The 21,261-nt window shown below is 70.2% G+C and carries 20 protein-coding genes; 14 read left to right on the forward strand and 6 right to left on the reverse strand.

Annotation, left to right across the window (positions count from 1 at the left end; all coding sequences use genetic code 11):
* Positions 1-5: 5 nt before the first annotated feature.
* Positions 6-950 (reverse strand): Bug family tripartite tricarboxylate transporter substrate binding protein, encoded by a 945-nt coding sequence (locus EP26_RS15920; protein ID WP_043339857.1) that lies wholly within the window; start codon positions 948-950, stop codon positions 6-8.
* Between the two features lie 91 nt (positions 951-1,041).
* Here EP26_RS15920 and EP26_RS33235 point away from each other — a divergent pair, with 91 nt between their 5' ends.
* Positions 1,042-1,512 (forward strand): nucleoside deaminase, encoded by a 471-nt coding sequence (locus tag EP26_RS33235; protein WP_052389253.1) that lies wholly within the window; start codon positions 1,042-1,044, stop codon positions 1,510-1,512.
* Here the strand turns inward: EP26_RS33235 and queE are convergent.
* Complete coding sequence (gene queE / locus EP26_RS15930; RefSeq protein WP_043339858.1) at positions 1,509-2,123, reverse strand: 7-carboxy-7-deazaguanine synthase; 615 nt, start codon at positions 2,121-2,123, stop codon at positions 1,509-1,511. The genes EP26_RS33235 and queE overlap by 4 nt on opposite strands.
* Before the next feature lie 181 nt (positions 2,124-2,304).
* The gene (locus EP26_RS15935) at positions 2,305-2,685 is read right to left on the reverse strand and encodes a nuclear transport factor 2 family protein (protein WP_043339860.1); all 381 of its coding nucleotides are present in this window, start codon (positions 2,683-2,685) and stop codon (positions 2,305-2,307) included.
* Positions 2,686-2,762: 77 nt separating this feature from the next.
* On the opposite strand from EP26_RS15935, the gene EP26_RS15940 reads away from it, so the two are divergent.
* A complete protein-coding gene (locus EP26_RS15940; RefSeq protein ID WP_245624421.1) occupies positions 2,763-3,740 on the forward strand; it encodes a 2-hydroxyacid dehydrogenase in 978 nt (325 codons plus the stop codon).
* 2 nt (positions 3,741-3,742) lie between these two features.
* Positions 3,743-4,513: a class II aldolase/adducin family protein gene (locus tag EP26_RS15945; protein WP_052389254.1), complete on the forward strand. Its 771-nt coding sequence runs from the start codon at positions 3,743-3,745 to the stop codon at positions 4,511-4,513.
* Positions 4,514-4,576: 63 nt separating this feature from the next.
* On the opposite strand, the gene EP26_RS32045 is transcribed toward EP26_RS15945, so the two are convergent.
* Together EP26_RS32045 and EP26_RS15955 are read right to left on the reverse strand one after the other, a co-directional pair.
* Positions 4,577-5,023 (reverse strand): DUF883 family protein, encoded by a 447-nt coding sequence (locus EP26_RS32045; RefSeq protein WP_052389255.1) that lies wholly within the window; start codon positions 5,021-5,023, stop codon positions 4,577-4,579.
* A 68-nt stretch (positions 5,024-5,091) separates the two neighbouring features.
* A complete protein-coding gene (locus tag EP26_RS15955; RefSeq protein WP_043339862.1) occupies positions 5,092-6,669 on the reverse strand; it encodes an ABC transporter substrate-binding protein in 1,578 nt (525 codons plus the stop codon).
* 122 nt (positions 6,670-6,791) lie between these two features.
* On the opposite strand from EP26_RS15955, the gene EP26_RS15960 reads away from it, so the two are divergent.
* Genes EP26_RS15960 through EP26_RS15990 form a run of 7 tightly spaced genes read left to right on the forward strand, consistent with a single transcriptional unit; the run spans position 6,792 to position 15,250 of the window.
* Positions 6,792-8,408, forward strand: a complete 1,617-nt coding sequence (locus tag EP26_RS15960) for an amidohydrolase (protein WP_043339863.1) — start codon at positions 6,792-6,794, stop codon at positions 8,406-8,408.
* Complete coding sequence (locus tag EP26_RS15965) at positions 8,408-9,349, forward strand: ABC transporter permease (RefSeq protein WP_043339864.1); 942 nt, start codon at positions 8,408-8,410, stop codon at positions 9,347-9,349. The genes EP26_RS15960 and EP26_RS15965 overlap by 1 nt, the downstream gene beginning before the upstream one ends.
* Positions 9,346-10,203, forward strand: coding sequence for an ABC transporter permease (locus tag EP26_RS15970; RefSeq protein ID WP_043339865.1), 858 nt, complete (start codon positions 9,346-9,348; stop codon positions 10,201-10,203). Before EP26_RS15965 ends, EP26_RS15970 begins: the two co-directional genes overlap by 4 nt.
* Positions 10,204-10,213: 10 nt before the next feature.
* Complete coding sequence (locus tag EP26_RS15975; RefSeq protein WP_043339866.1) at positions 10,214-11,797, forward strand: ABC transporter substrate-binding protein; 1,584 nt, start codon at positions 10,214-10,216, stop codon at positions 11,795-11,797.
* A gap of 11 nt (positions 11,798-11,808) precedes the next feature.
* On the forward strand, positions 11,809-13,242 hold the full coding sequence (locus EP26_RS15980; protein WP_043339867.1) for an amidohydrolase family protein: 1,434 nt from the start codon (positions 11,809-11,811) through the stop codon (positions 13,240-13,242).
* A complete protein-coding gene (locus EP26_RS15985) occupies positions 13,239-14,207 on the forward strand; it encodes an ABC transporter ATP-binding protein (protein ID WP_043339868.1) in 969 nt (322 codons plus the stop codon). Before EP26_RS15980 ends, EP26_RS15985 begins: the two co-directional genes overlap by 4 nt.
* Positions 14,207-15,250 carry an ABC transporter ATP-binding protein gene (locus EP26_RS15990; RefSeq protein WP_043339869.1) on the forward strand — a complete coding sequence of 348 codons (1,044 nt, stop codon included), beginning with the start codon at positions 14,207-14,209 and terminating at the stop codon, positions 15,248-15,250. The genes EP26_RS15985 and EP26_RS15990 overlap by 1 nt, the downstream gene beginning before the upstream one ends.
* Here the strand turns inward: EP26_RS15990 and EP26_RS15995 are convergent.
* Positions 15,223-17,034: a PHA/PHB synthase family protein gene (locus EP26_RS15995; protein WP_043339870.1), complete on the reverse strand. Its 1,812-nt coding sequence runs from the start codon at positions 17,032-17,034 to the stop codon at positions 15,223-15,225. The two genes, EP26_RS15990 and EP26_RS15995, sit on opposite strands and share 28 nt — an antisense overlap.
* 106 nt (positions 17,035-17,140) lie before the next feature.
* On the opposite strand from EP26_RS15995, the gene EP26_RS16000 reads away from it, so the two are divergent.
* The 4 genes from EP26_RS16000 to glpX all read left to right on the forward strand — a co-directional run bounded on the left by EP26_RS16000 (position 17,141) and on the right by glpX (position 21,260).
* Complete coding sequence (locus EP26_RS16000; protein WP_043339871.1) at positions 17,141-17,656, forward strand: hypothetical protein; 516 nt, start codon at positions 17,141-17,143, stop codon at positions 17,654-17,656.
* Between the two features lie 95 nt (positions 17,657-17,751).
* Positions 17,752-18,972, forward strand: a complete 1,221-nt coding sequence (locus EP26_RS16005; RefSeq protein WP_043339895.1) for an LL-diaminopimelate aminotransferase — start codon at positions 17,752-17,754, stop codon at positions 18,970-18,972.
* Positions 18,969-20,252: a homoserine dehydrogenase gene (locus EP26_RS16010; protein ID WP_043339872.1), complete on the forward strand. Its 1,284-nt coding sequence runs from the start codon at positions 18,969-18,971 to the stop codon at positions 20,250-20,252. Before EP26_RS16005 ends, EP26_RS16010 begins: the two co-directional genes overlap by 4 nt.
* A gap of 18 nt (positions 20,253-20,270) precedes the next feature.
* Positions 20,271-21,260 carry a class II fructose-bisphosphatase gene (gene glpX, locus EP26_RS16015; protein ID WP_043339873.1) on the forward strand — a complete coding sequence of 330 codons (990 nt, stop codon included), beginning with the start codon at positions 20,271-20,273 and terminating at the stop codon, positions 21,258-21,260.
* Position 21,261: the final 1 nt, after the last annotated feature.

Raw genomic sequence — 21,261 nt, forward strand, 5'->3', positions numbered from 1 at the left:
CCGCCCTATTCGGGCTCGATCCCGGCCAGTTTCACGAAGCGGGCCCATTTCGCCCGCTCGGTATGGAGCAGGGCGGCGATCTGCTCGAGGTCGAGCACCTGCGGGTCGAGGCCGAATTCGCGCATGCGGCTGCGGGCGGGCTCCGTCTGCCCGGCCTCGTTGGCGAGGGCGTTCAGCCGCTCCGCCACCGGGCGCGGGGTGCCGGCCGGGACGGCGAGGCCGAGGAAGCCGGTGAGGTGGTAGTCGGGCCAGGTCTCGGCCATCACCGGCAGGTCGGGCCAGCGGGACCAGCGGCGCGGGGCGGTCAGCGCCAGCGCCCGGGTCTGGCCCTGGGCGAGATAGGCATCGCCCGCGGTGGTGTCGACGAAGATGAGGTCGAGGCGGCCGGCGATGAGGTCGCCGAAGGCCGCCCCGATGGTGCGGTAGGGCACGCCCTGGATCTGGGTACCGGCCATGAGGTTCAGCATCTCCCCCGGCAGGCGGGAGGAGGCGTTGAAATGGCCGAAGAACATCTGCCCGGGCCGTGCCTTGGCGGCGGCGACGAGGGTGGGGACGTCGCGCCAGGGCGCCTCGGGGCGGACCATCAGGTAGGCGCCGTTGGAGGCGAAGAAGCCGATGCCGGTGAAGTCCCGCTCGGGGTCGTAGGGCAGGTCGCGCACTAGGCTCGGATTGGCGGAATGGGTGCTGCTGGTGGCGAGCAGCAGGGTGAGGCCGTCGGGGGCGGCGGCCTTCACCGCCATGGTGCCGATGACGCCATTGGCGCCGGGGCGGTTGTCCACCACGACGGGCTGGCCGGTCGTCGCCTCGATATGGCGGCCGACGAGGCGGGCGGTGATGTCGCCGGAGCCGCCGGGGGCGAAGGGGACGATGATCCTGAGGGGCCGCGGCTGGGCGAGGGCCGGGGCGGGCAGGGCGAGGCTGGCGAGCAGCAGCGCGCGGCGGCGTGGCATGGCGGTTTCCTCCTGGCGCGAGCATCCTTCTTCGGGCGCCGGGACGCCAGCGGGGGCGGCGCGTTTCGGCGGCGGTGACGGAGGCAGGGCGATGGGGGACGAGGATTTCATGCGCCGGGCGCTGGCGCTGGCGGAGGCGGGGCTGGCCGCCGGGCAGGCGCCCTTCGGCGCCGTCGTGGTGGATGTCGATGGCGCGGTGGTGGGCGAGGGGCACAATACCGTCGCCGCCGATTGCGACGCCTCGGCGCATGGCGAGGTGGTGGCGCTGCGCGATGCTTGGCGCCGGCTCGGCGAGCGGGGGCGCCTCGGTAGCTGCACGCTCTACACGAGTTGCGAGCCTTGCCTGATGTGCAGTGCCGCCATCGTGCAGCTCGGACTGCGGCGGGTGGTCTATGCGGCGCGCGGGACGGAAGTGCCGGGGGCGCGGCGGCTGTTCAATGCGGACCTCACCGGGGCCGCGGAATGGGCGGCAGGGCGCCCGGGCTGGCGGATGCCGGAGATCCGGGGCGACCTGCTGCGCGAGGAGGCGCTGGCGGTCATGGCGCGCTACGACTGGGGTTAGCGGATGCCCCAGGCCTTGTGGGCCTGGATGTTCAGGCGCCATTCCGGGTGGCGGAGGCAGTAGGCGGCCGCGGCGGCGGTGCTGTCGGCGAGCATCGGGCCATCCATGGGCGAGAGCCAGCGGTGCTGCGCCGGGAAGCCGTCGAACGCGGCCGGGTCGAGGCCGGTTTGCGGGTAGACGAGTTTCAGCTCGTCGGCCCGGGTCAGGGCGAGGGGAGCGTTGGCTTTCGGGCTGACGCAGACCCAGTCGATGGCGCCGGGGACGGACTGGGTGCCGTTGGTCTCGACGGCGATGGTGAAGCCGGCGGCGTGCAGGGCGTCGAGCAGGGGGGCATCGACCTGTAGCAGCGGCTCGCCGCCGGTGAGGACGCAGAAGCGGCCAGGGGCGCCTTCGGGCCAGAGGGCGGCGGCGGCATCGACCAGGGCATCGAGGCCATATTTCTCGCCGCCGCGGAATTCGGTGTCGCAGAAGCGGCAGACGGCGTCGGCGCGATCCTCCTCGCGGCCGGACCAGAGGTTGCAGCCGGCGAAGCGGATGAAGACGGCGGTGCGGCCGAGATTGGCGCCCTCGCCCTGGGCGGTCAGGAAGATCTCGTGGACGGTGTAGGACACGGCAGGCTGTTCCGGGGCGGCGCCTCAACAATTGAGGCGAGCGGAAACCCAGGCCCTTGATAAGCCTCGATCTTCCGCCAGAAATTTAAGGCTTTAGGGGTTGAGGCAGGGTCCGGACGCGGGCCGCGGATCAACCTTGGGCGGATAATCCTATAGCGCGACACGGGCCGGATGGCAAGCCTCAGCCCCATTGCGGATCGAGCAGCACCCAGAGCCGGGCGATGCGGCCATCGGCGATCTCGGCGAGGTCGGTGCCGCTGATCGCGGCCGGGCTTCCCTCGGGGCCGGCATGCCAGCGGAGGACGGCCATGCCGTGATGGCCGAGCGCGGGGCCCTTCTCCGGGGTGAAGCGGAAGCCGGGGCCGAAGCCCTCGAGCAGGGCGCCGGCGACGGCGGCGATGGCCTCGCGGCCCTCGACCACCTTGTCGGGCTCGTACATCACCGGCTCGGCGACATAGAGCTCGGCCATGGCGGCGGCGCGGCGGTCGGCATCGCGCTCGTTGAAGACGCGCTCCAGGTTGGCACGGAGCAGGTGGTCATGGGCGGGCATTGCGTCGGGCATGGTGGGGCTTCCGGCTCGGTGGTGCCGGGCGGAAGGTCCGGACTCCGGGGCGCGGGTGCAAGGGGGCGGCCTGGATTATGCTTGGCCGCGCACGGATCGGGGGCGAGGGGCGGATGGCGGTGCTGGTGGTGAAGTCGGGCGGTGAGGCGGCCATGGCGGACTGGCGGGAAGGCTTCGCCGCCTGTGCGCCGGGGCTCGAGGTCCGATGGTGGGGCGAGGCGGGGCTGCGGGCGGAGGATGTCGATTACGCCCTGGTCTGGGACCCGGAGCCGGGGCGGCTCGCCGCCATGACCAATCTCCGCGCGGTCTTCGGCTCCGGGGCGGGGGTGGATGGCATCGTCGCCGATCCTCTCTATCCGCGGCATGTGCCGCTGGTGCGGATGAGCATCCCCGCGGCGACGGAGCGGATGGGGGAGTTCGTCTGCTGGGCGGCGCTGTCGCTGCTGAAGGATGCGCGGCGGATGGCGATCGCCCAGGCGGAGCGGCGCTGGGACGAGGTCGAGCCGCCCTACCGGGCGAGCCAGCGGACGGTCGGCATCATGGGGCTCGGCAATATGGGCAGCGCGGCGACCCGGATGCTGCGGGGCATCGGCTTCCCGGTGATCGGCTGGTCGCGCGGGCGGAAGGACGTTCCCGGCGTCGGGAGCTATGCGGGCCCTGGGGAGATGGCGGCGTTCCTGGCGCGGACGGATATCCTCGTCTGCCTGCTGCCGGCGACGGCGGAGACCAGGGGGATCATCAACAGCGCGACGCTGGGCGGGCTGCGGCGCGGGGCCGGGTATATCGGCGTCGGGCGGGGGATGCAGCAGCGGCTGGACGACATCCTCGCGGCGCTGGAGGATGGGCAGCTCTCCGGTGCGGTGCTCGACGTGTTCGAGCCGGAGCCGCTGCCGCCCGGGCACCCGCTCTGGGGGCATCCGCGGACGATCGTGACGGCGCATGTCGCCAGCCTGCCGAGCCGGGCGGAACGGGCGGCGGCCGTCGCCGCGGCCATCGCCGGGTTCGAGCGGGGCGAGGGGCTGCCGAACCTGTTCGACCATGAGAGAGGATACTGAGCATGGCCCTGCCGCCGCCGCCGGTTCGCCCGGACCCCGACCACATCCCCGACGAGCGGGAGCTGCGGGAGGACCTGGCCGCCGCTTATCGGCTGATCGCCCTGCATGGGATGACGGACCTGGTCTTCACCCATCTCTCGGCGCGCATCCCGGGGCCGGGGCACCGGTTCCTCGTCAATCCCTATGGGCTGCTCTTCGAGGAGATCACCGCCTCCTCGCTCGTCGTCGTCGATGCGGAGGGGGAGCCGGCGCAGAAGACGGACTGGCCGGTCAACCCGGCGGGGTTCGTCATCCATTCGGCCGTGCATCTCGGGCGGGAGAATGCGCAATGCGTGATGCATACGCATACGCTGGCGGGCATGGCCGTCGCGGCGCAGCTGGGGGCGCTGCTGCCGCTCAACCAGATCAGCATGGAGTTCGACGGGCGCGTTGCCTACCACGACTACGAGGGCGTGGCGGCGAACGACAACCTCTCGGAGCGGGAGAGGCTGGTGAAGGATCTGGGCGACAAGCCCTGCATGATCCTCAGGCATCATGGGCTGATGACGGTCGGGCGGACGGTGCGCGAGGCCTTCTACTGGATGTGGTACCTGGAGCAGAGCTGCCGCATCCAGCTCGCGGCGCAGGCGTCCGGCGTGCCGCTGGCGCTGCCTTCGGCGGAGACGGTGGCGCGGACGCGGGCGCAGTTCAGCATGGGGCCGACCAAGGGGTGGCTGCCCTGGCAGGCGCTGAAGCGGAAGCTCGACCGGGAGCAGCCCGACTACAAGGACTGAGTGCCTGGGAGGCGGGCGCCAGGGGTGGTGCGCCGGCAGGGCTGGCCTGCCGGCGCGTCCGTTCTAGCGGCGGGCGATCAGCAGGCCGAGGGCGAAGCCGACGGCGCCGGCGCCGAGCAGGGCAAGCAGCGGCTCCTCGCGCACGCGGTCGTTGAGGTAGTCGGCCGCCTGCTGGCTCTGGCGATAGGCCTGGCTGCCAGCCTCGGTGAGGCTGTCGCCGGCCTGGCGGGCCATCTGGCTCGCCTGGGCGCCGTATTCGCCGACGCGCTCGCGCGCCTCATCGGCCAGGCCGCGGGCGCGGCCGGCGGCATCGTCGGCGAAGCCCTTGGCCTCGCCGGCCATCTCGCGGGCCTTCTCCATGGTGTCGTCCGAGCCGCCCGGCTTGGTGCCGACTGCCGAGGGATCGACGCCCTGGGGGCGGCCGCCTGGCATGGCGCCGGACTGCATGGCGTCCTTGCTGTGGGCGCCCACGGCGGCGGCGCCGCTGCCTTCCATCCGGTTCTCGCTCATGGTCGGTGCTCTCCTCTCTCGTTCCGGGCTGGAACGCGCGAGGGGGGCATCGGTGCCCTGGCGCGGGCCTACTTCTTCTCGACGCCCCAGAAGACGGGGATGGTGGTGGGGCGGATGCCCTCGATATTGGCGCGGCGGGCGCTCAGCGTGCGGTACTGGCCGGCATTGATGTAGGGAAGGACCTGGTAGGCGCGGGCATGGACCTGCTCGAGCATGGCGCGGCGCCTGGTTGCGTCCGGCTCTTCCCACCAAGCGCGGCGGAGGCGTTCCAGCTCCTCGTCGCAGGGCCAGCCGGCGAGGCCGCCCTCGCAGGGGCTGGCGAGGTAAAGGTTGGTCAGCGGGTTCTGGGCGTCGAGGACGTTGGCGATGGTGACGAAGAGGTTCCAGCCGCCCTGGTCCTGCGGCTCGCGCCGGTTGCGGCGCTGGGTGAGGGTGGCCCAGTCCATCGAAGGCACGTCCATGTTGAGGCCGCCGCGTCGGAAGGCCTCGGCCATGGTCAGCGTCACCGCGTTGTTGGCGGGGCTGTCGGTGGCGTTGAGGAAGACGACCTTGCGGCCGTCATAGCCGGCTTCGCGCAGCAGGGCGCGGGCGCGGTCGGGCTCGGCTTCGCGCAGGCCTTCGGCGCCGGCGGCGCTCTCCAACGGCGTGCCGCAGAGGAAATAGGCGGGGCAGTAGGGGATCTGCTCGCTGGGGCGGACGCCGATCGCCTGCTGGTTCTCCTGCTGGTTCACGAGGTGGAGCAAGGCGCGGCGGGCGCGGGGGTCGTTGAACGGTGGCTGGGTGTGGTTGAGGCGCAGCCAGACGACGGAGCCGATGGGGTTCAGCGGGAAGAGGCGGATGGCGCGGTTGCGCTCGAGCGTCGGGATGATGTCGGGAGAGGGGACTTCGAGGAAGTCGATCTCGCCGGATTGCAGCGCGGCCGCGGCGGTGGCGGCATCGGGCATGGAGAGCCATTCGAGGCGCTCGACCAACACCCGCTTGCCGCCGGCGAGGCCATCCGCCGGTTCGGGACGGGGGCGATAGCCAGGATTGCGGCGGTAGACGGCGCGGTTGCCGGACTGCCACTCGCGCGGCTCGAAGACGAAGGGGCCGGAGCCGGTGGCGTCGGTGATGGCGGTAGTGGCGGGGGTTTGCGCCAAGCGCTCGGGCATGACGAAGAGGGCGCTGGCGGTGGGGCGGGCCAGGGCTTCGGTGACGAGCGCGAAGGGGCGGGCGAGGGTGAGGGTGAAGCTGCGGTCGTCCACGGCTTCGAGGGAGGCGGTGGCGGCGGCGAGGGCGCGGCCGACGACGTCGCGCTGGGCCCAGCGCTTGATGGAGGCGACGGCGTCGGCGGCGCGGACCGGGCTGCCGTCATGGAAGGCGAGGCCCTCGCGCAGGCTGAAGCGCCAGCGCATGCCGTCGGGCGAGCGGTCGAAGCTGTCGACCATCTGTGGCTGCGGCTCGCCCTTGCTGTCGAGGGCGAAGAGCTGGTCGTAAACCATGAAGCCGTGATTGCGGACGAAGGCGGCGGTCGACTGCACCGGGTCGAGGCTGGCGAGGTCGTTCACCAGCACGACGCGGAGGGTCTGGGCGGCGGCGGGGAGGGCGCAGAGCGCGGCGAGGGCGGCGCCGGCGAGAAGCCGGGTGATGCGGGAGGGGGCGGGCATCGGGTCGTCCTGCTGCGGTGATGGGCAGGTGCAGTCTCGCGGTGGAATGAGGGGGCGGCAAGGGCGGTTGACGCGGTGGGGGGGGCTGGCGGAGCATCGTCGCGACGGATGGAGGGGTTTGGATGACGGCCGATCTGCTGCTGGAGGGGCGCGTCTTTCGCGGTCTTGCGGGGGGCTTCGCCGAGGCGGTGGCGGTGAAGGATGGGCGCGTCGTCGCGGTCGGCACGCGCGATGAGGTGGATGCGGCGGTGGGGGCGGGGACGCGGCGGATCGCGCTCGGCGGGCGCGTCGCCATCCCAGCTTTCAACGAGGCGCATATGCATCTGCTGCCCTATGGGCTCGGCCTGGCACAGGTGAACTTGCGGGCGGAGGAAGTGCGCAGCCTCGACGAGGTGCTGGGGCGAATCCGGGCGGCAGCGCAGACGGCGCCGAAGGGGGCCTGGGTGCTGGGGCGGGGCTATGACCACAGCGCGCTCGATGTGGGGCGGCATCCGACGGCGGCGGAGCTGGATGCGGCGGCGCCGGACAATCCGGTGTGGATCGTCAGGACCTGTGGGCATATGGCGGTCGCCAATGGCGCGGCGCTGCGGGTCGCGGGGGTGGGGCACAATACGCCTGATCCAGAGGGCGGCGTCATCGAGCGGCGCGGCGGGGTGTTGACCGGCCTGGTGCAGGAGCGGGCGATGCGGCTCGTCTCCGCCTCGATCCCGAAACCGGATGAGGCGCGGATGGTGGAGGCCATCGAGGCAGCCTGTCGCAACCTCGCTTCGATGGGCTTCGCCTCGGCGACGGATATGAATGTCGGCATGACGGCGGGGATGGCCGAGATCGGCGCGTATGAGGCGGCGAAGCGCGACGGGAGGCTGCCGCTGCGCATGTGGCAGGTGCTGGCGGGGAATCCGGAGGGGATTGCCGAGGCGGCCTGGGAGGCGGGGCTCAGGCCAATGGCGGGGGATGATTCACTGCGGTGGGGGGCGGTAAAGGTCTTCGCCGATGGGAGCGCGGGCGGGCTGACGGCGGCCTTCTTCGACCGGTACCTTCCGGCAGATACGCGGGGGGTCTTCACCTTCCCGGACGAGACCATCCATGCGCTGCTGCGGCGCTACCATGAGCAGGGATGGCAGCTCGACATCCATGCGATCGGCGATGCGGCGATCGAGCAGGTGCTGCTGGGGATGGAGGCGGCGGATACGCCGCAGCATTCCTTTGGTGGGCGAAGGCACCGGATCGAGCATTGCGGCTTCGTCACGCGCGACCAGCGGCGGCGGATGCTGGCGCGGGGCATCCTGCCGGTGCCGCAGCCGGTCTTCATCTATGAGTTCGGCGATACCTACATCGCCAATCTCGGGCGGGAGCGGAGCGAATACGCCTATCCGATGAAGACCTGGCTGGAGGAGGGGCACCATCCGGCGGCGTCGTCGGATTGCCCGGTCTCGACGGTCGACCCCTTCATCAACCTCTTCACCATGCTGACGCGGAGGACGAATAAGGGGACGGTGCTGGGTGCAGAGGAGGCGCTGACGGCGGAGCAGGCGGTGCATTGCCAGACCTGGTGCGGGGCCTATACGCAATTCGCCGAAGAGCGGCGTGGCACGCTGGAGCCGGGGATGCAGGCGGATATCGCCATACTGTCGGGCGATGTCTTCGCCATGGAGGCGGAGGCGGTGCTCGATGTGCAGGCGGACCTGACGCTGCGCGAGGGTAAGGCGATCTTCGACCGGCATGGCGAGCTGGGCTGATGCTGCGCCATGCGATGCAGCGGGTGGCGTTGGTGGTGCCGGTGCTGCTCGGGGTGCTGCTGATCGGCTTCCTGCTGATGCAAGTGGTGCCGACGGATGCGGCGACGGTGCGGGCGGGGCCGACGGCGAGCCCCGACGTCGTGGAGGCGATCCGGCGCGACCTCGGGCTCGACAAGCCGCTCTATGTGCAGTTCGGGCTGTATCTGTGGCGACTGGCGCAGGGCGACCTTGGCGTCTCCATCATCAACAACGTCCCCGTGACGCAGGAGCTGGGGGCGACCATCGGGCCGACGCTGGAGCTGATGGTGGCGAGCCTCATTTGGGCGATTCCGATTGGCATCTTGATGGGGACCGTCGCGGCGTATTGGCGGGGGAAGGTGGTGGATCGGGCGGTGCTGGCCTTCAGCGTGGCGGGCGGGTCGGTGCCGGTCTTCTTCCTCGGGCTGCTGCTGATCTGGTTCGTGGGCTTCCAGTGGCAGTTGCTGCCGTTTACCGGGCGGGGTGGACCGCTCTGGACGCTTGAGGGGCTGAAGGCGATTGCCTTGCCGGCGCTGACCTTGGGGGGCGTGTTCATCGGGCCGGTTTCGCGGATGACGCGGACGGCGGTGCTCGACGTGCTCTCCGCCGATCATGTCAGGACGGCGAGGGCGAAGGGGCTGACGGAGCGGCGGGTTGTCACCGCGCATGCGTTGCGGAATGCGCTGATCCCGGTCGTCACGCTGATCGGGTTGCAGATCGGCTTCCTGCTCGGCGGCGCGGTGGTGACGGAGACGGTGTTCTCCTGGCCGGGCGTCGGGAGGCTGGCGGTGGGGGCGATCCTCTCCTCCGATCTGCCGATGGCGCAGGGGACGATCATCGTGCTCTCGGCGGGGTTCATCCTCATCAATCTCTTCGTCGACCTGCTCTATGCGGCGCTCGATCCGCGCATGAGGGCGGCATGAATGCGATCGCGCCGCCGAAGCGGGCGGGGGTGCTCAAGCGGCTGCTGCGCGACCCGGCGGCGGCCATAGCGCTCGGCTTCGTTGTGGCGATGGTGCTGGCGGCGGTGCTGGCGCCCTGGATCGCGCCGACCGATCCCTTCGACAACAACCTCGCGCTGTCGATGAAGCCGCCGGGGACGCCGGGGCTGTTGCTCGGCGCGGACGCGCAGGGGCGGGACCTCATCACGCGGATGCTGTTCGGGCTCAGGGCCTCGCTGATGATGGGCTTCGTGGCGACGGCGGCGGGGGGCGTGGTGGGGGTGCTGCTGGGGTTCCTGGCGGCCTTCTACCAGCGCTGGTTGGATGGGCCGATCATGCGGCTGATGGACATGATGCTGTCCTTCCCGGCCATTCTCGTCGGGCTCGCTATCGCCGCTATCTTCGGGCCGGGGTTGTCGAGCGTGATCCTGGCGCTGGCGATTGCCACCGTGCCGCTGATGGCGCGGATCGCGCGGGGCAGCGCGCTCGTCACCATGCGGCTCGACTATATCGAGGCGGCGCGGGCCATCGGCATGACGGATGCGCGGCTGATCTGGCGGCATCTGGCGCCGAACTGCCTCTCGGCGATCTTCGTCTTCACCACGCTGCGCTTCGGGCAGGTGATCCTGCTCGGCTCGGCCTTGTCGTTCCTTGGGCTGGGGGCGCAGCCGCCGATGGCGGAGCTCGGGGCGATGGCGAGCGAGGGGCGGAACTTCCTGTTCTTCGCGCCGCATATCGCGGTGATTCCCTGCATCGGCATCTTCGCCATCGTGCTCGCCTTCAACCTGCTCGGGGATGCGCTGCGCGACGCGCTCGACCCGCGGCTTCGCTTCTGAGGAGACCAGGATGAAACAGGTCCTTGCTGCCGCGCTGCTGGCCGTCTCGGCCGGCACCGCGCTCGCCCAGCCGGCGCCGCGCAATACGCTGGTCGTGCTGCGGGAGATCGACGCGGACAACTACGATCCGCCGCGCTCGACGGCCCGCGCGGCGGGCGAGAGCCTCTACATGATGAGCGACACGCTAGTCTCGCTCGACTGGGACATGAAGACGGTGAAGCCCGGCCTCGCGGAGCGCTGGGAGGTCTCGCCGGACGGGAAGACCTATACCTTCCACCTGCGGCGGGACGTCACCTTCTGCGACGGCAAGCCCTTCACCGCGCGGGACGTGGTCTACACCATCAACCGCTGGCTCGACCCGGCGACGCGGAGCCCGGTGCGCTGGCGCGCGGGGCCGGTGAAGGAGGTGCGGGCGGTCGATGACCACACCGTCGAGTACGAGCTGCGGGAGCCTTATGGCGAGCTGCTGTATCAGCTCAGCCTGTTCTTCGCTTCCATCGTCGATCAGGCAACGGTGGAGAGGCTCGGCGCGAATTTCGGCGTGCAGGGCTTCAACGGGACGGGCCCCTATTGCTGGACGAGCTGGACGCCGCGGCAGGAGCTGGTGCTGACGCGCCACCCCAACTATCGCTGGGGGCCGCCGATCTACCGCAACCCTTCGCCGCAGGTGGAGCGGGTGATCTGGCGCGTGGTGCCGGAGAGCCAGACGCGGCTCGCCGCCCTGCAGACCGGGCAGGCGGATGCGACGCAGTACATCCCGCCAATCGCCATCAGCCAGCTTCGGCAGATGACCAACATGGTCAGGATGTCGACGCAGGAGAACTACTTCTGGGACTACTTCGTCGGCTTCAAGGTGGACAAGCCGGTGATGAACGATCCGGCGGTGCGGCGGGCGATCAACCAGGCGGTCAACCGCGCGGCGATCGTGCAGGCGGTGTGGTTCGGCTCGGCGGTGCCGGCCGATTCCTATCTCAATCCGAATACGGCGGGGTATGACGCCCAAGCCGCGACGCTGGTGCCGCGCTACGACCCGGAGGCGGCGAAGCGGACGCTCGACGAGGCCGGCTGGCGGATGGGGCCGGACAATGTGCGGGTGAAGGACGGGCAGCGCGCCAGCTTCCTCACCTATGTCATCAATACGCAGCAGAGCCGGCAGGTGCTGGAGGCGATGCAGGCCGACCTGCGGCGCGTCGGCATCGAGATGAAGATCCAGATGTGGGATGCGACGGTCGGCTGGGGGCGGCTGGCGACGCAGGAATTCGATGCCTTCATGATGTCCTACCCCTATGTGACGGCAACGGACGGCTTCTCGCTCTATTTCGACAGCCGCAACCGGCCGACGCCGAACCGGATGAACTGGTCCGACCCGGCGACCGACCGGGCGCTGGAGCAGGCCAAGGTGGCGCTCGACCCGGCGGCGCGCATGGCGGCGATCGCCGAGGCGCAGCGGCTCGTCGCGGAGGCGAATGTGTGGTTTCCGGTGGCGCGGGAGCAGCTCTGGGTCGCATCCTCGATGCGGGCCGAGGGCATCCGGGCGCACGGCATCTATGGCGTCGCGCTCTACAAGGGCCTCGATATCCGGCTGACCAGGTAAGGGAGGGAAGAATGTCCGTCACGCTCATCCGCAATGCGGATATCGTCCTGGCCTGGGACGAGGCCCGCAAGCAGCATGTCTACATGCCGAATGCCGACCTCGCCTATGAGGATGGCAGGGTGCTCTTCGTCGGCCGCGACTATGCGGGGCCGGTGCATGAGACGATCAGCGGCTCCGGCATGATGGTGATGCCGGGGCTGGTGAACATCCACTCGCACCCGTCTTCCGAGCCGATGAACAAGGGCTTCACCGACGAGGTGGGGACGCCGGGCCTCTACAATTCCTCGCTCTACGAGTACCTGCCGATCTTCCGTCCCGATCCCGGGGCGGTGCATAGCTGCGTGAAGGTGGCGCTGTCGGAGCTGCTGCTCTCGGGTGTCACCACCGTCGCCGATCTGTCGATGGCGCATCCGGGCTGGCTCGATCTGCTGGCGGAGAGCGGGATGCGGGTCTGCATCGCGCCGATGTTCCGCTCGGCTCGGTGGTTCACGAAGAACGGGCACGTCGTGGAGTATGAGTGGGACGCGGCGGCGGGCGAGAAGGCCATGGCGGAGGCCTTCACCCTGGTCGAGCGGGCGGAGCAGCATGAAAGCGGACGGCTCTTCGGCATGGCGGTGCCGGCGCAGATCGATACCTGCACGCCGGAGCTGCTGAAGGATAGCCATGACGAGGCGCGGCGGCGCGGCATCTCCTGGCAGATCCATGCGGCGCAGTCGGTCTCCGAATTCCATGAGATCACGCGGCGGCATGGCTTCACGCCGATCGGCTGGCTGCATGAGCAGGGGCTGCTGGATGAGCGGGCGATCATCGGGCATGGCATCTTCCTCGACGATCATCCGAGCACGCCCTGGCATACGCGACGGGATCTCGAGATCCTTGCCGAGACGGGGACGACCGTCGCGCATTGCCCGACCGTCTTCGCGCGGCGGGGTATCACGCTGAAGCATCTCGGGCGGTACAAGCGCTCGGGCGTGAACATGGGGCTCGGGACGGATACCTATCCGCACAACATGCTCGATGAGATGCGGCTCGCGGCCTATCTGGCGCGGACGCAGGCGACGGACCCACGGAGCATCTCGACCACCGAGTTGTTCGAGGCGGCGACCATCGGGGGCGCGAAGGCGCTGGGGCGCGAGGATATCGGGCGGCTGGCGGCGGGGTGCCGGGCCGACTTCGTGCTGGTGGATGTGACGCATCCGCAGATGCGGCCGGCGCGGGACCCGGTGCGGAGCCTGATCTATGCGGCGGGCGACCGGGCGCTGCGCGCGGTCTATGTCGATGGGCGGCAGGTGGTGAAGGATGGCGAGGTGCTGACGATGGACTACCCGGCCGCCGCCGCCGAGCTGCACGAGGCGCAGAAGCGCTGCGAGGCGGAGGTGCCGGAGCGCGACTGGGCGCATCGGCCGGCGGAGAAGATCGCGCCGCCGAGCTTCCTCTGGACGTGAGCGGGGAGGCAATCCTTCGCATCGAGGGGCTGCGGACGCGCTTCGGGGCGGCCGCAGCGGTCGATGGCGTCGATCTGGAGCTGGAGCGGGGTAGGACGCTCGGCATCGTCGGCGAGAGCGGCTGCGGCAAGTCGGTGCTGTCGCTCTCGGTGATGGGGCTGGTGCCGAGGCCGGGGCGTGTCGCCGAGGGCAAAGTGGTGCTGGAAGGGAGGGATTTGCTGACGCTTCCGGCCGCCGAGATGCGGCGGGTGCGGGGCGGGCAGGTGGCGATGATCTTCCAGGAGCCGATGACCTCGCTCAATCCGGTGCACAGCATCGGCGCGCAGATCGTCGAGGCGATGCGGGCGCATGAGCCGGGGGCGAGGGATCTGCGCGGGAGGGCGATCGAGGCGTTGCGGCGGGTGCGGATTCCGTCGCCGGAACGGCGCTTCGAGGAATATCCGCACCAGCTCTCGGGCGGGATGCGGCAGCGGGTGATGATCGCCATGGCGCTGGCCTGCAATCCGCGGGTGCTGATCGCCGACGAGCCGACGACGGCGCTCGATGTCACCGTGCAGGCGCAGATCCTCGACCTGTTGCGGGAGCTGCAGGCGGAGACGGGGATGGCGATCATCCTCATCACGCACGACCTCGGCGTGGTGGCCGAGATGGCGGATGAGGTGGCGGTGATGTATGCGGGGCGCGTGGTGGAGCGGGCGCCGGTGGCGGCGGTGTTCGACGATCCGCAGCATCCCTATACGATCGGGCTGTTGGGCTCGGTGCCAAGGCTCGATGAGGATCGGGAGCGGCTGCTGGCCATCGAGGGGAGCGTGCCGCCGCCTTTCGCCCTGCCGCCGGGGTGCCGGTTCGCGCCACGCTGTCCGTTCGCTGTTGCGGCGTGCCGGGAAGGAATGCCGGCCTTGCGGGACATCGGGGTGGCGCATCGCGTCGCCTGCATCCGGGCGCCGGTGGAGTTGGCGGCGTGATGGCGCCCTTGCTGGAGCTGGAAGGCGTCGCGCGGCATTGGCCGGTGAAGGGCGGTGTCGTCAGGGCGGTGGATGGGGTGTCCTTCACGCTCGCTCGGGGCGAGACGCTGGCGCTGGTCGGCGAGAGCGGGTGCGGGAAGTCCACCACCGCGCGGCTGGCGCTCAAGCTGATCGAGCCGAGTGCTGGGCGCGTCAGGATCGATGGGGCGGATATCACCGGGCTTTCCGGCGGGGCACTCAGGCGGATGCGGCGGCGGGCGCAGATCATCTTCCAGGATCCCTTCGCCAGCCTCAATCCGCGGCTCTCGGTGGGGGAGGCGATCGAGGAGCCGCTCATCGTCCATGGCATCGGCGACAAGGCCAGCCGGGCGGCGCGGGTGAGGGAGCTGCTGGGGCTGGTCGGGCTTGCCGAGTGGCAGGCGGGGCGGTTTCCGCACGAGTTCAGCGGCGGGCAGAGGCAGCGCATCGGCATCGCGCGGGCGCTGGCGGTGCAGCCGGAGCTGATCATCTGCGACGAGCCGGTCTCGGCACTCGATGTCTCGATCCAGGCCCAGGTGGTCAACCTGCTGAAGGATCTGCAGGAGCGGTTCGGCCTCGCCTATCTCTTCATCGCGCATGACCTGGCGGTGGTGAAGCACATGGCGGACCGGGTGGCCGTCATGTATCTCGGGCGCATCGTGGAGGTGGCGGAGACGCGGCGGTTGTTCGCCGACCCGCGGCATCCCTATACGCGGGCGTTGCTGGCGGCGATTCCGCGGCCCGATCCGCGCCGAAGGGGGATGGTGACGCCGCTTGGGGGGGATGTGCCGAGCCCGCTCAATCCGCCGCCGGGCTGCCGCTTCCATACGCGTTGCCCGCTGGCGCAGGCGGTCTGCCGGGAGGTGGAGCCGCCGGCGCTGGAGGTGGCGCCGGGGCATCGGAGCGCCTGCCACTTCGCGGCCGAGTTGCCGGTGGTGGAGAGGGTGGCGGAGGGCGGGCTGTCGCCGGTTGCGGCGCGGCGCCTCGCCCTGTTCGGTCAGTCGGCGCCGAGCACCTTGACGTAGCTGCCGGGCGCGTCCTCGAGCGCCGGCAAGGCGCCGGAGCCGGGGATGCGGGCGGGGACCTGCTCCTTCGCTCCCTTGTCCTGGGCGGTGATCCAGCGATGCCAGTCGGGCCACCAGGAGCCGGCGAGCTCGGTCGCGGTCTCGAACCATTGCTCGGGATCGGGCGGCAGGCTGTCGTTCACCCAGTGGCTGTACTTGCCGCTGCCGGGCGGGTTGACGATGCCGGCGATATGGCCCGAGGCGGCGAGGACGAAGCGGATCGGGCCGGTGTAGAGCTGGGTCGCGCGATAGGTGCTCTTCCACGGCGCGATGTGGTCCTCGCGCGTCGAGATCATGTAGCTCGGCGTCTTGATCTTGCGGAGGTCGATCTTGACGCCGAGCAGCTCGATGCCGCCGGGCTTCGCCAGGTCGTTCGCCTGGTACATGCGGCGGAGATAGAAGCTGTGCATCCTCGCCGGCATCCGCGTGGAATCGTCGTTCCAGTAGAGCAGGTCGAAGGGAAAGGGCTCCTGGCCGAGCAGGTAGTTGTTGACGACGAAGGACCAGATCAGGTCGTTGGCGCGAAGCATGTTAAAGGTCGTCGCCATCTCGCGGCCTTCGAGATAGCCGCGCTGCTGCATCTTTTCCTCGAGGCCGCGGAGCTGCTCCTCGTCGATGAAGACGGAGAGTTCGCCCGCTTCCTCGAAGTCGGTCATGGTGACGAAGTAGGTGGCGGTCTTGATGCGGGTGTCGCGCTTGGCCGCCATATGGGCGAGCGTCGTCGCCAGCAGCGTGCCGCCGAGGCAGTAGCCGATGGCGTTGACCTGGCGCTCGCCGGTCGCCTGCTCGATGGCGTCGAGCGCGGCGTAGACGCCCTCGCGCATGTAGTCGTCAAAGCCCTTCTCGGCGAGGTGCTCGTCCGGGTTCACCCAGGAGACGACGAAGACGGTGTGGCCCTGGTCCGTCGCCCATTTGACGAAGGAGTTCTTCGGGCGGAGGTCGAGGATGTAGAATTTGTTGATCCAGGGCGGGAAGATGACGAGCGGGCGCCGCAGCACCGTCTCGGTCGTCGGCGCGTACTGGATGAGCTGCATCAGGTCGTTCTGGTAGACGACCTTGCCAGGCGTGACGGCAATGTTCTCGCCGACGCGGAACTTGCTGTCATCCGTCATGCGGATGCGGAGCTTGCCCTTGCCGCGCTCAAGATCGGCGAGGAGGTGGGAAAGGCCCTTCAGCAGGTTCTCGCCGCCGGTCTCGGCCGTCTTGCGCAGCACCTCCGGGTTGGTGAGGAGGAAGTTGGAGGGACTCATCGCATCGACGAATTGCCGCGTGTAGAAGTCGACCTTCTGCGCGGCCTTCTGGTCGAGCCCCTCGACGCTGCCGACGACCGTCTGGAAGTAGCGGGCGGAGAGCAGGTAGGACTGCTTGATGAAGTCGAAGACCTCGTTCTCGCGCCAGGCCTCGTCCTTGAAGCGGCGGTCCTTCGGGTCCTCGGCGATGACGGGGGCGGCGGCCTCGCCCAGCATGCGGCGGGCGGTGTTCTGCCAGAGGGTCAGGTAGTCCTGCCAGAAGCCGAGCTGGGCCTGGACGAGGCTGGCCGGATTAGCCATCAGCCGCGTCGTCATTTCGAGGAAGGCGCCGCCGATGTTCAGCGGGTCCGGCACGGCGCCGCCATCCTGCTGGCGCTTGAGGAAGTCGGCGACGATCCGCTGGCCGCGCTCGGCGACCTCGGACATGGTGCGGGTGACCAGCGCCGGGTCGGGCAGCCGGAACTGATTGCTTTCGGTGATCTTTTCGTCGGCCATGGCGCATCCTAGCCCTTGGGGCCACACCATCCAACCCCGCTGCTGGCGCGGGGTTGCTTCCCTGTCAACCGGTTCCAGGCTAGTTCTTCAGCCGGATGGAGGCCGGATGATGCGGAGCGTGCGGGCGGGGGTGGTGCTGGTCCTGATGCTCGGCGGCTGCTCCGTGCCGAAGGATGTCAACCCGGTCGGGATCTATTGCAGGATCTCGGGCGAGGCGGATGCGGACCGGCCGCCGCCGCCGGGGATGGACCGACCGCGGCCCAACCTCGCCAGCGTGCCGCCGCGGCCTGAGCGGCCGCCGCCGGAGGTGCGGGATGCCGTCTCCGCCGCGCTGGCCGCCGACCGGGAGCGGTCACGCGATGCGCTGGCGCCGCGCAACGAGCCGGCGCGGTTCGGGGCGGCCTCGCCGGGCGATCCGACGATCCCGGTCGCGCCGCCGCCGCGGGCCTCGCTGGCGGGGGCGCCCTCCGTGCCCTGGAGCGAGGGGGCGCCGCGGCGGCCCGGCCAGGCCGCGCCTGTGGTGCCGGAGGAGCCGGCGGCGCCGCCCATGGTGCCCGACCTGGCGCCGGCGCCGCCGCCGCCGGACCTGCTCGGCGCGCCGCCACCGCCGCCGCGGCTCTGATCCTCGCCGGGAGCCTCGCGGGCGCGGACGCAAACGGCTATAGGGGCGGACCGGGTGGCTGTAAGGCCCGGCTCAACCCCGATCGGACCATGTCGATGACCGAGGAATTCCACCGCATCCGCCGCCTGCCGCCCTATGTCTTCGCGGAAGTGAACGCCGCCAAGGCTCGGGCCCGAGCAGCCGCGGAGGACATCGTGGATCTCGGCATGGGCAACCCGGACAGCCCGACGCCGCCGCATATCGTCGCCAAGCTGGTCGAGGCGGTGCAGGACCCGCGGACGCATCGCTATTCCATGTCGAAGGGCATCCCGGGCCTGCGGAAGGCGCTGGCGGGCTACTACAAGCGGCGCTTCGGCGTCATCCTCGACCCGGAGCGGGAGGTAGTGGCGACGCTCGGCAGCAAGGAGGGGCTGGCGAACCTGGCGCAGGCGATCTCCTCGCCGGGCGATACGATCCTGGTGCCGAACCCGTCCTATCCGATCCATCAGTTCGGCTTCATCATCGCTGGCGCTTCCGTCCGCAGCCTGCCCTGCACACCGGATGACGAGATGCTGGCGGCGATCGACCGGGCCGTCAGGCATTCGGTGCCGAAGCCGACGGCGGTGATTGTCAATTTCCCGTCCAATCCGACGGCGCATCTGGCGAGCATCGAATTCTACCGCGACCTCGTGGCGCTCTGCCGGCGGCACGAGTTGTTCATCCTCTCCGACCTCGCCTATGCGGAGCTGTATTTCGGCGATACGCCGCCGCCTTCCGTGCTGGAGGTTGAGGGGGCGAAGGAGGTGACGGTGGAGTTCACCTCGCTGTCGAAGACCTACAACATGCCGGGCTGGCGGATGGGCTTCGCGGCCGGCAACGAGCGGCTGATCGAGGCGCTGACGCGGGTGAAGTCCTATCTGGACTATGGGGCCTTCGCGCCGATCCAGATCGCGGCGACGGCGGCGCTGAACGGGCCGCAGGATACCGTCGCCGAGATGCGGCGGCTCTACCGCGAACGGCGCGACCTGCTGGTGAAGGGGCTGCGGCAGGCGGGGTGGGAGACGCCCTCGCCGGAGGGCTCGATGTTCCTTTGGGCGCCGATCCCGGAGAAGTTCCGCCATCTGGGCAGCGTCGAGTTCAGCAAGCTGCTGCTGGCGCGGGCGAAGGTGGCGGTCGCGCCGGGCCTCGGCTTCGGCGAGCATGGCGACGGGCATGTGCGCATCGCCCTCGTCGAGAACAACCAGCGCATCCGGCAGGCGCTGCGGGGCATCCGCAGCTTCCTCCAGGGCGACAACCTCGGGCCGGTGGCCGTGGAGAAGGAGCAGGTTTCGGCATGAGCAAGCCTCTCTCCATTGGCGTCGCAGGGCTGGGGACGGTCGGCGCGGGCGTGCTCAAGCTGCTCGCGGAGAACGGCGATATCGTCGCGGCGCGGGCGGGGCGGCCGGTGACAGTCGGCGCCGTCTCGGCGCGGACCAAGGGGCGGGACCGGGGCGTCGCGCTCGATGGGCTGCGCTGGCATGACGACCCGGTGGCGCTCGCCGCCGATCCGGGCGTGGATGTCGTCGTCGAGCTGATCGGCGGAAGCGATGGACCGGCGCGTGCCCTTGTCGAGGCGGCGCTCGCGGCGGGCAAGCCTGTCGTCACCGCCAACAAGGCGCTGCTCGCGGTGCATGGCGCGGCGATCGCCGAGATGGCGGAGGCACGCGGCGTGCCGCTGGCCTTCGAGGCGGCGGTCGCGGGCGGCATCCCGGCGATCAAGGGGCTGCGCGAAGGGCTGGCGGCCAATCGGCTGAAGCGCGTGGCGGGCATCCTTAACGGCACCTGCAACTACATCCTCACCACCATGCGCGAGCAGGGCAGGGAATTCGGGGATGTGCTGGAGGAGGCGCAGGCGCTCGGTTATGCGGAGGCCGACCCCTCCTTCGACATCGATGGCGTCGATGCGGCGCATAAGCTGGCGATCCTGGCGGCGCTGGCCTTCGGACGGCCGGTGGATTTCGGCGCGGTGCATGTCGAGGGCATCCGCGAGGTTACGGCGATGGACATCGCCTTCGCCGGCGAGCTTGGGTACCGGATCAAGCTGCTCGGCATCGCGGGGCGGGATGAGGCAGGGATCTCGGCCAGGGTGCATCCCTGCATGGTGCCGGTGGCCGCGCCGATCGCGCGGGTGGATGGCGTGTTCAACGCCGTCGTCGCCGAGGGGGATTTCGTCGGGCGGGTGATGCTCGAGGGGCGTGGGGCGGGGGCGGGGCCGACGGCGAGCGCCGTGGTCGCCGACCTGATCGACATCGCGCGCGGGCGGCATACGCCGGTCTGGGGCGGGGCGCTCGATGCGGCGCCGGCGGTGGCGATGGAGCGGCATCGCGGGGCCTATTACCTGCGGCTGATGGTGCTCGACCGGCCGGGCGTCATCGCGGATGTGACTGGCATCCTGCGCGACCAGGCGATCAGTCTGGAATCGATGCTGCAACGCGGGCGGGCGCCGGGCGAGGCGGTGCCCGTCGTGCTCACCACGCATGATTGCGAGGAGGCGGCGATGCGGGCCGCCCTCGACCGGATTGCCGGGCTGGATGCGGTGCTGGAGAAGCCGGCGCTCATCCGCATCGAGGCACTGTAAGGGACAAGGGAGAAGAGCATGTCTGCGGCCACACTCGGCAAGGTCGTCGACCGCAACCTGGCGCTGGAGCTGGTGCGGGTGACGGAAGCGGGCGCCATCGCCGCCTCTCAATGGATCGGGCGCGGGGACAAGAACTCCGCGGACGGCGCGGCGGTGGATGCGATGCGGCGGGCCTTCGACACCGTCGCCATCACCGGCACCGTGGTGATCGGCGAGGGCGAGATGGACGAGGCGCCGATGCTCTATATCGGCGAGAAGATCGGGCTCGGTGGGCCGGAGGTGGATATCGCCGTCGATCCGCTGGAAGGGACCTCGATCACGGCGAAGGGCGGGCCGAATGCCATCGCCACGCTGGCGCTCGCCGAGAAGGGCGGGTTCCTGCATGCGCCCGACATCTACATGGACAAGATCGCCATCGGGCCGGGCTTCCCCGAAGGGCTGGTCGATCTCGATGCCTCGGTCGAGGAGAACCTGCGGGCGCTGGCGAGGGCCAAGAAGTGCGAGGTGGGGGACCTGATGGTCTGCACGCTCGACCGCGACCGGCACAAGGCGATGATCAAGGCCTGCCGGGCCGTCGGGGCGCGCATCACGCTGCTCGGCGACGGTGATGTGTCGGGCGTCATTGCGGTGAGCCAGCCGGAGACGGGGATCGACATCTATATCGGCTCGGGCGGTGCGCCCGAGGGCGTGCTTGCGGCCGCGGCGCTGCGCTGCATCGGCGGGCAGCTGCAGGGGCGGCTGCTCTTCGAGAATGACGAGCAGGTGCAGCGGGCGCGCGGCATGGGCGTCACCGACCCACAGCGCAAGTACAGCGTCGAGGAGATGGCGCAGGGCGAGGTGATGTTCGCCGCGACCGGCGTCACCACCGGCCCGATGTTGCGCGGCGTGCGGCGGACGGCGCATGGCGCCATCACCCATTCCATGGTGATGCGCAGCAAGTCGGGCACGGTGCGCTATGTCGAGGGGCACCATAATTACGAGCGGAAGCCGCTGCCCTTCTTCGGTTGAG

This window comes from Belnapia moabensis DSM 16746, from assembly GCF_000745835.1.
Classification (GTDB): Bacteria; Pseudomonadota; Alphaproteobacteria; order Acetobacterales; family Acetobacteraceae; genus Belnapia; species Belnapia moabensis.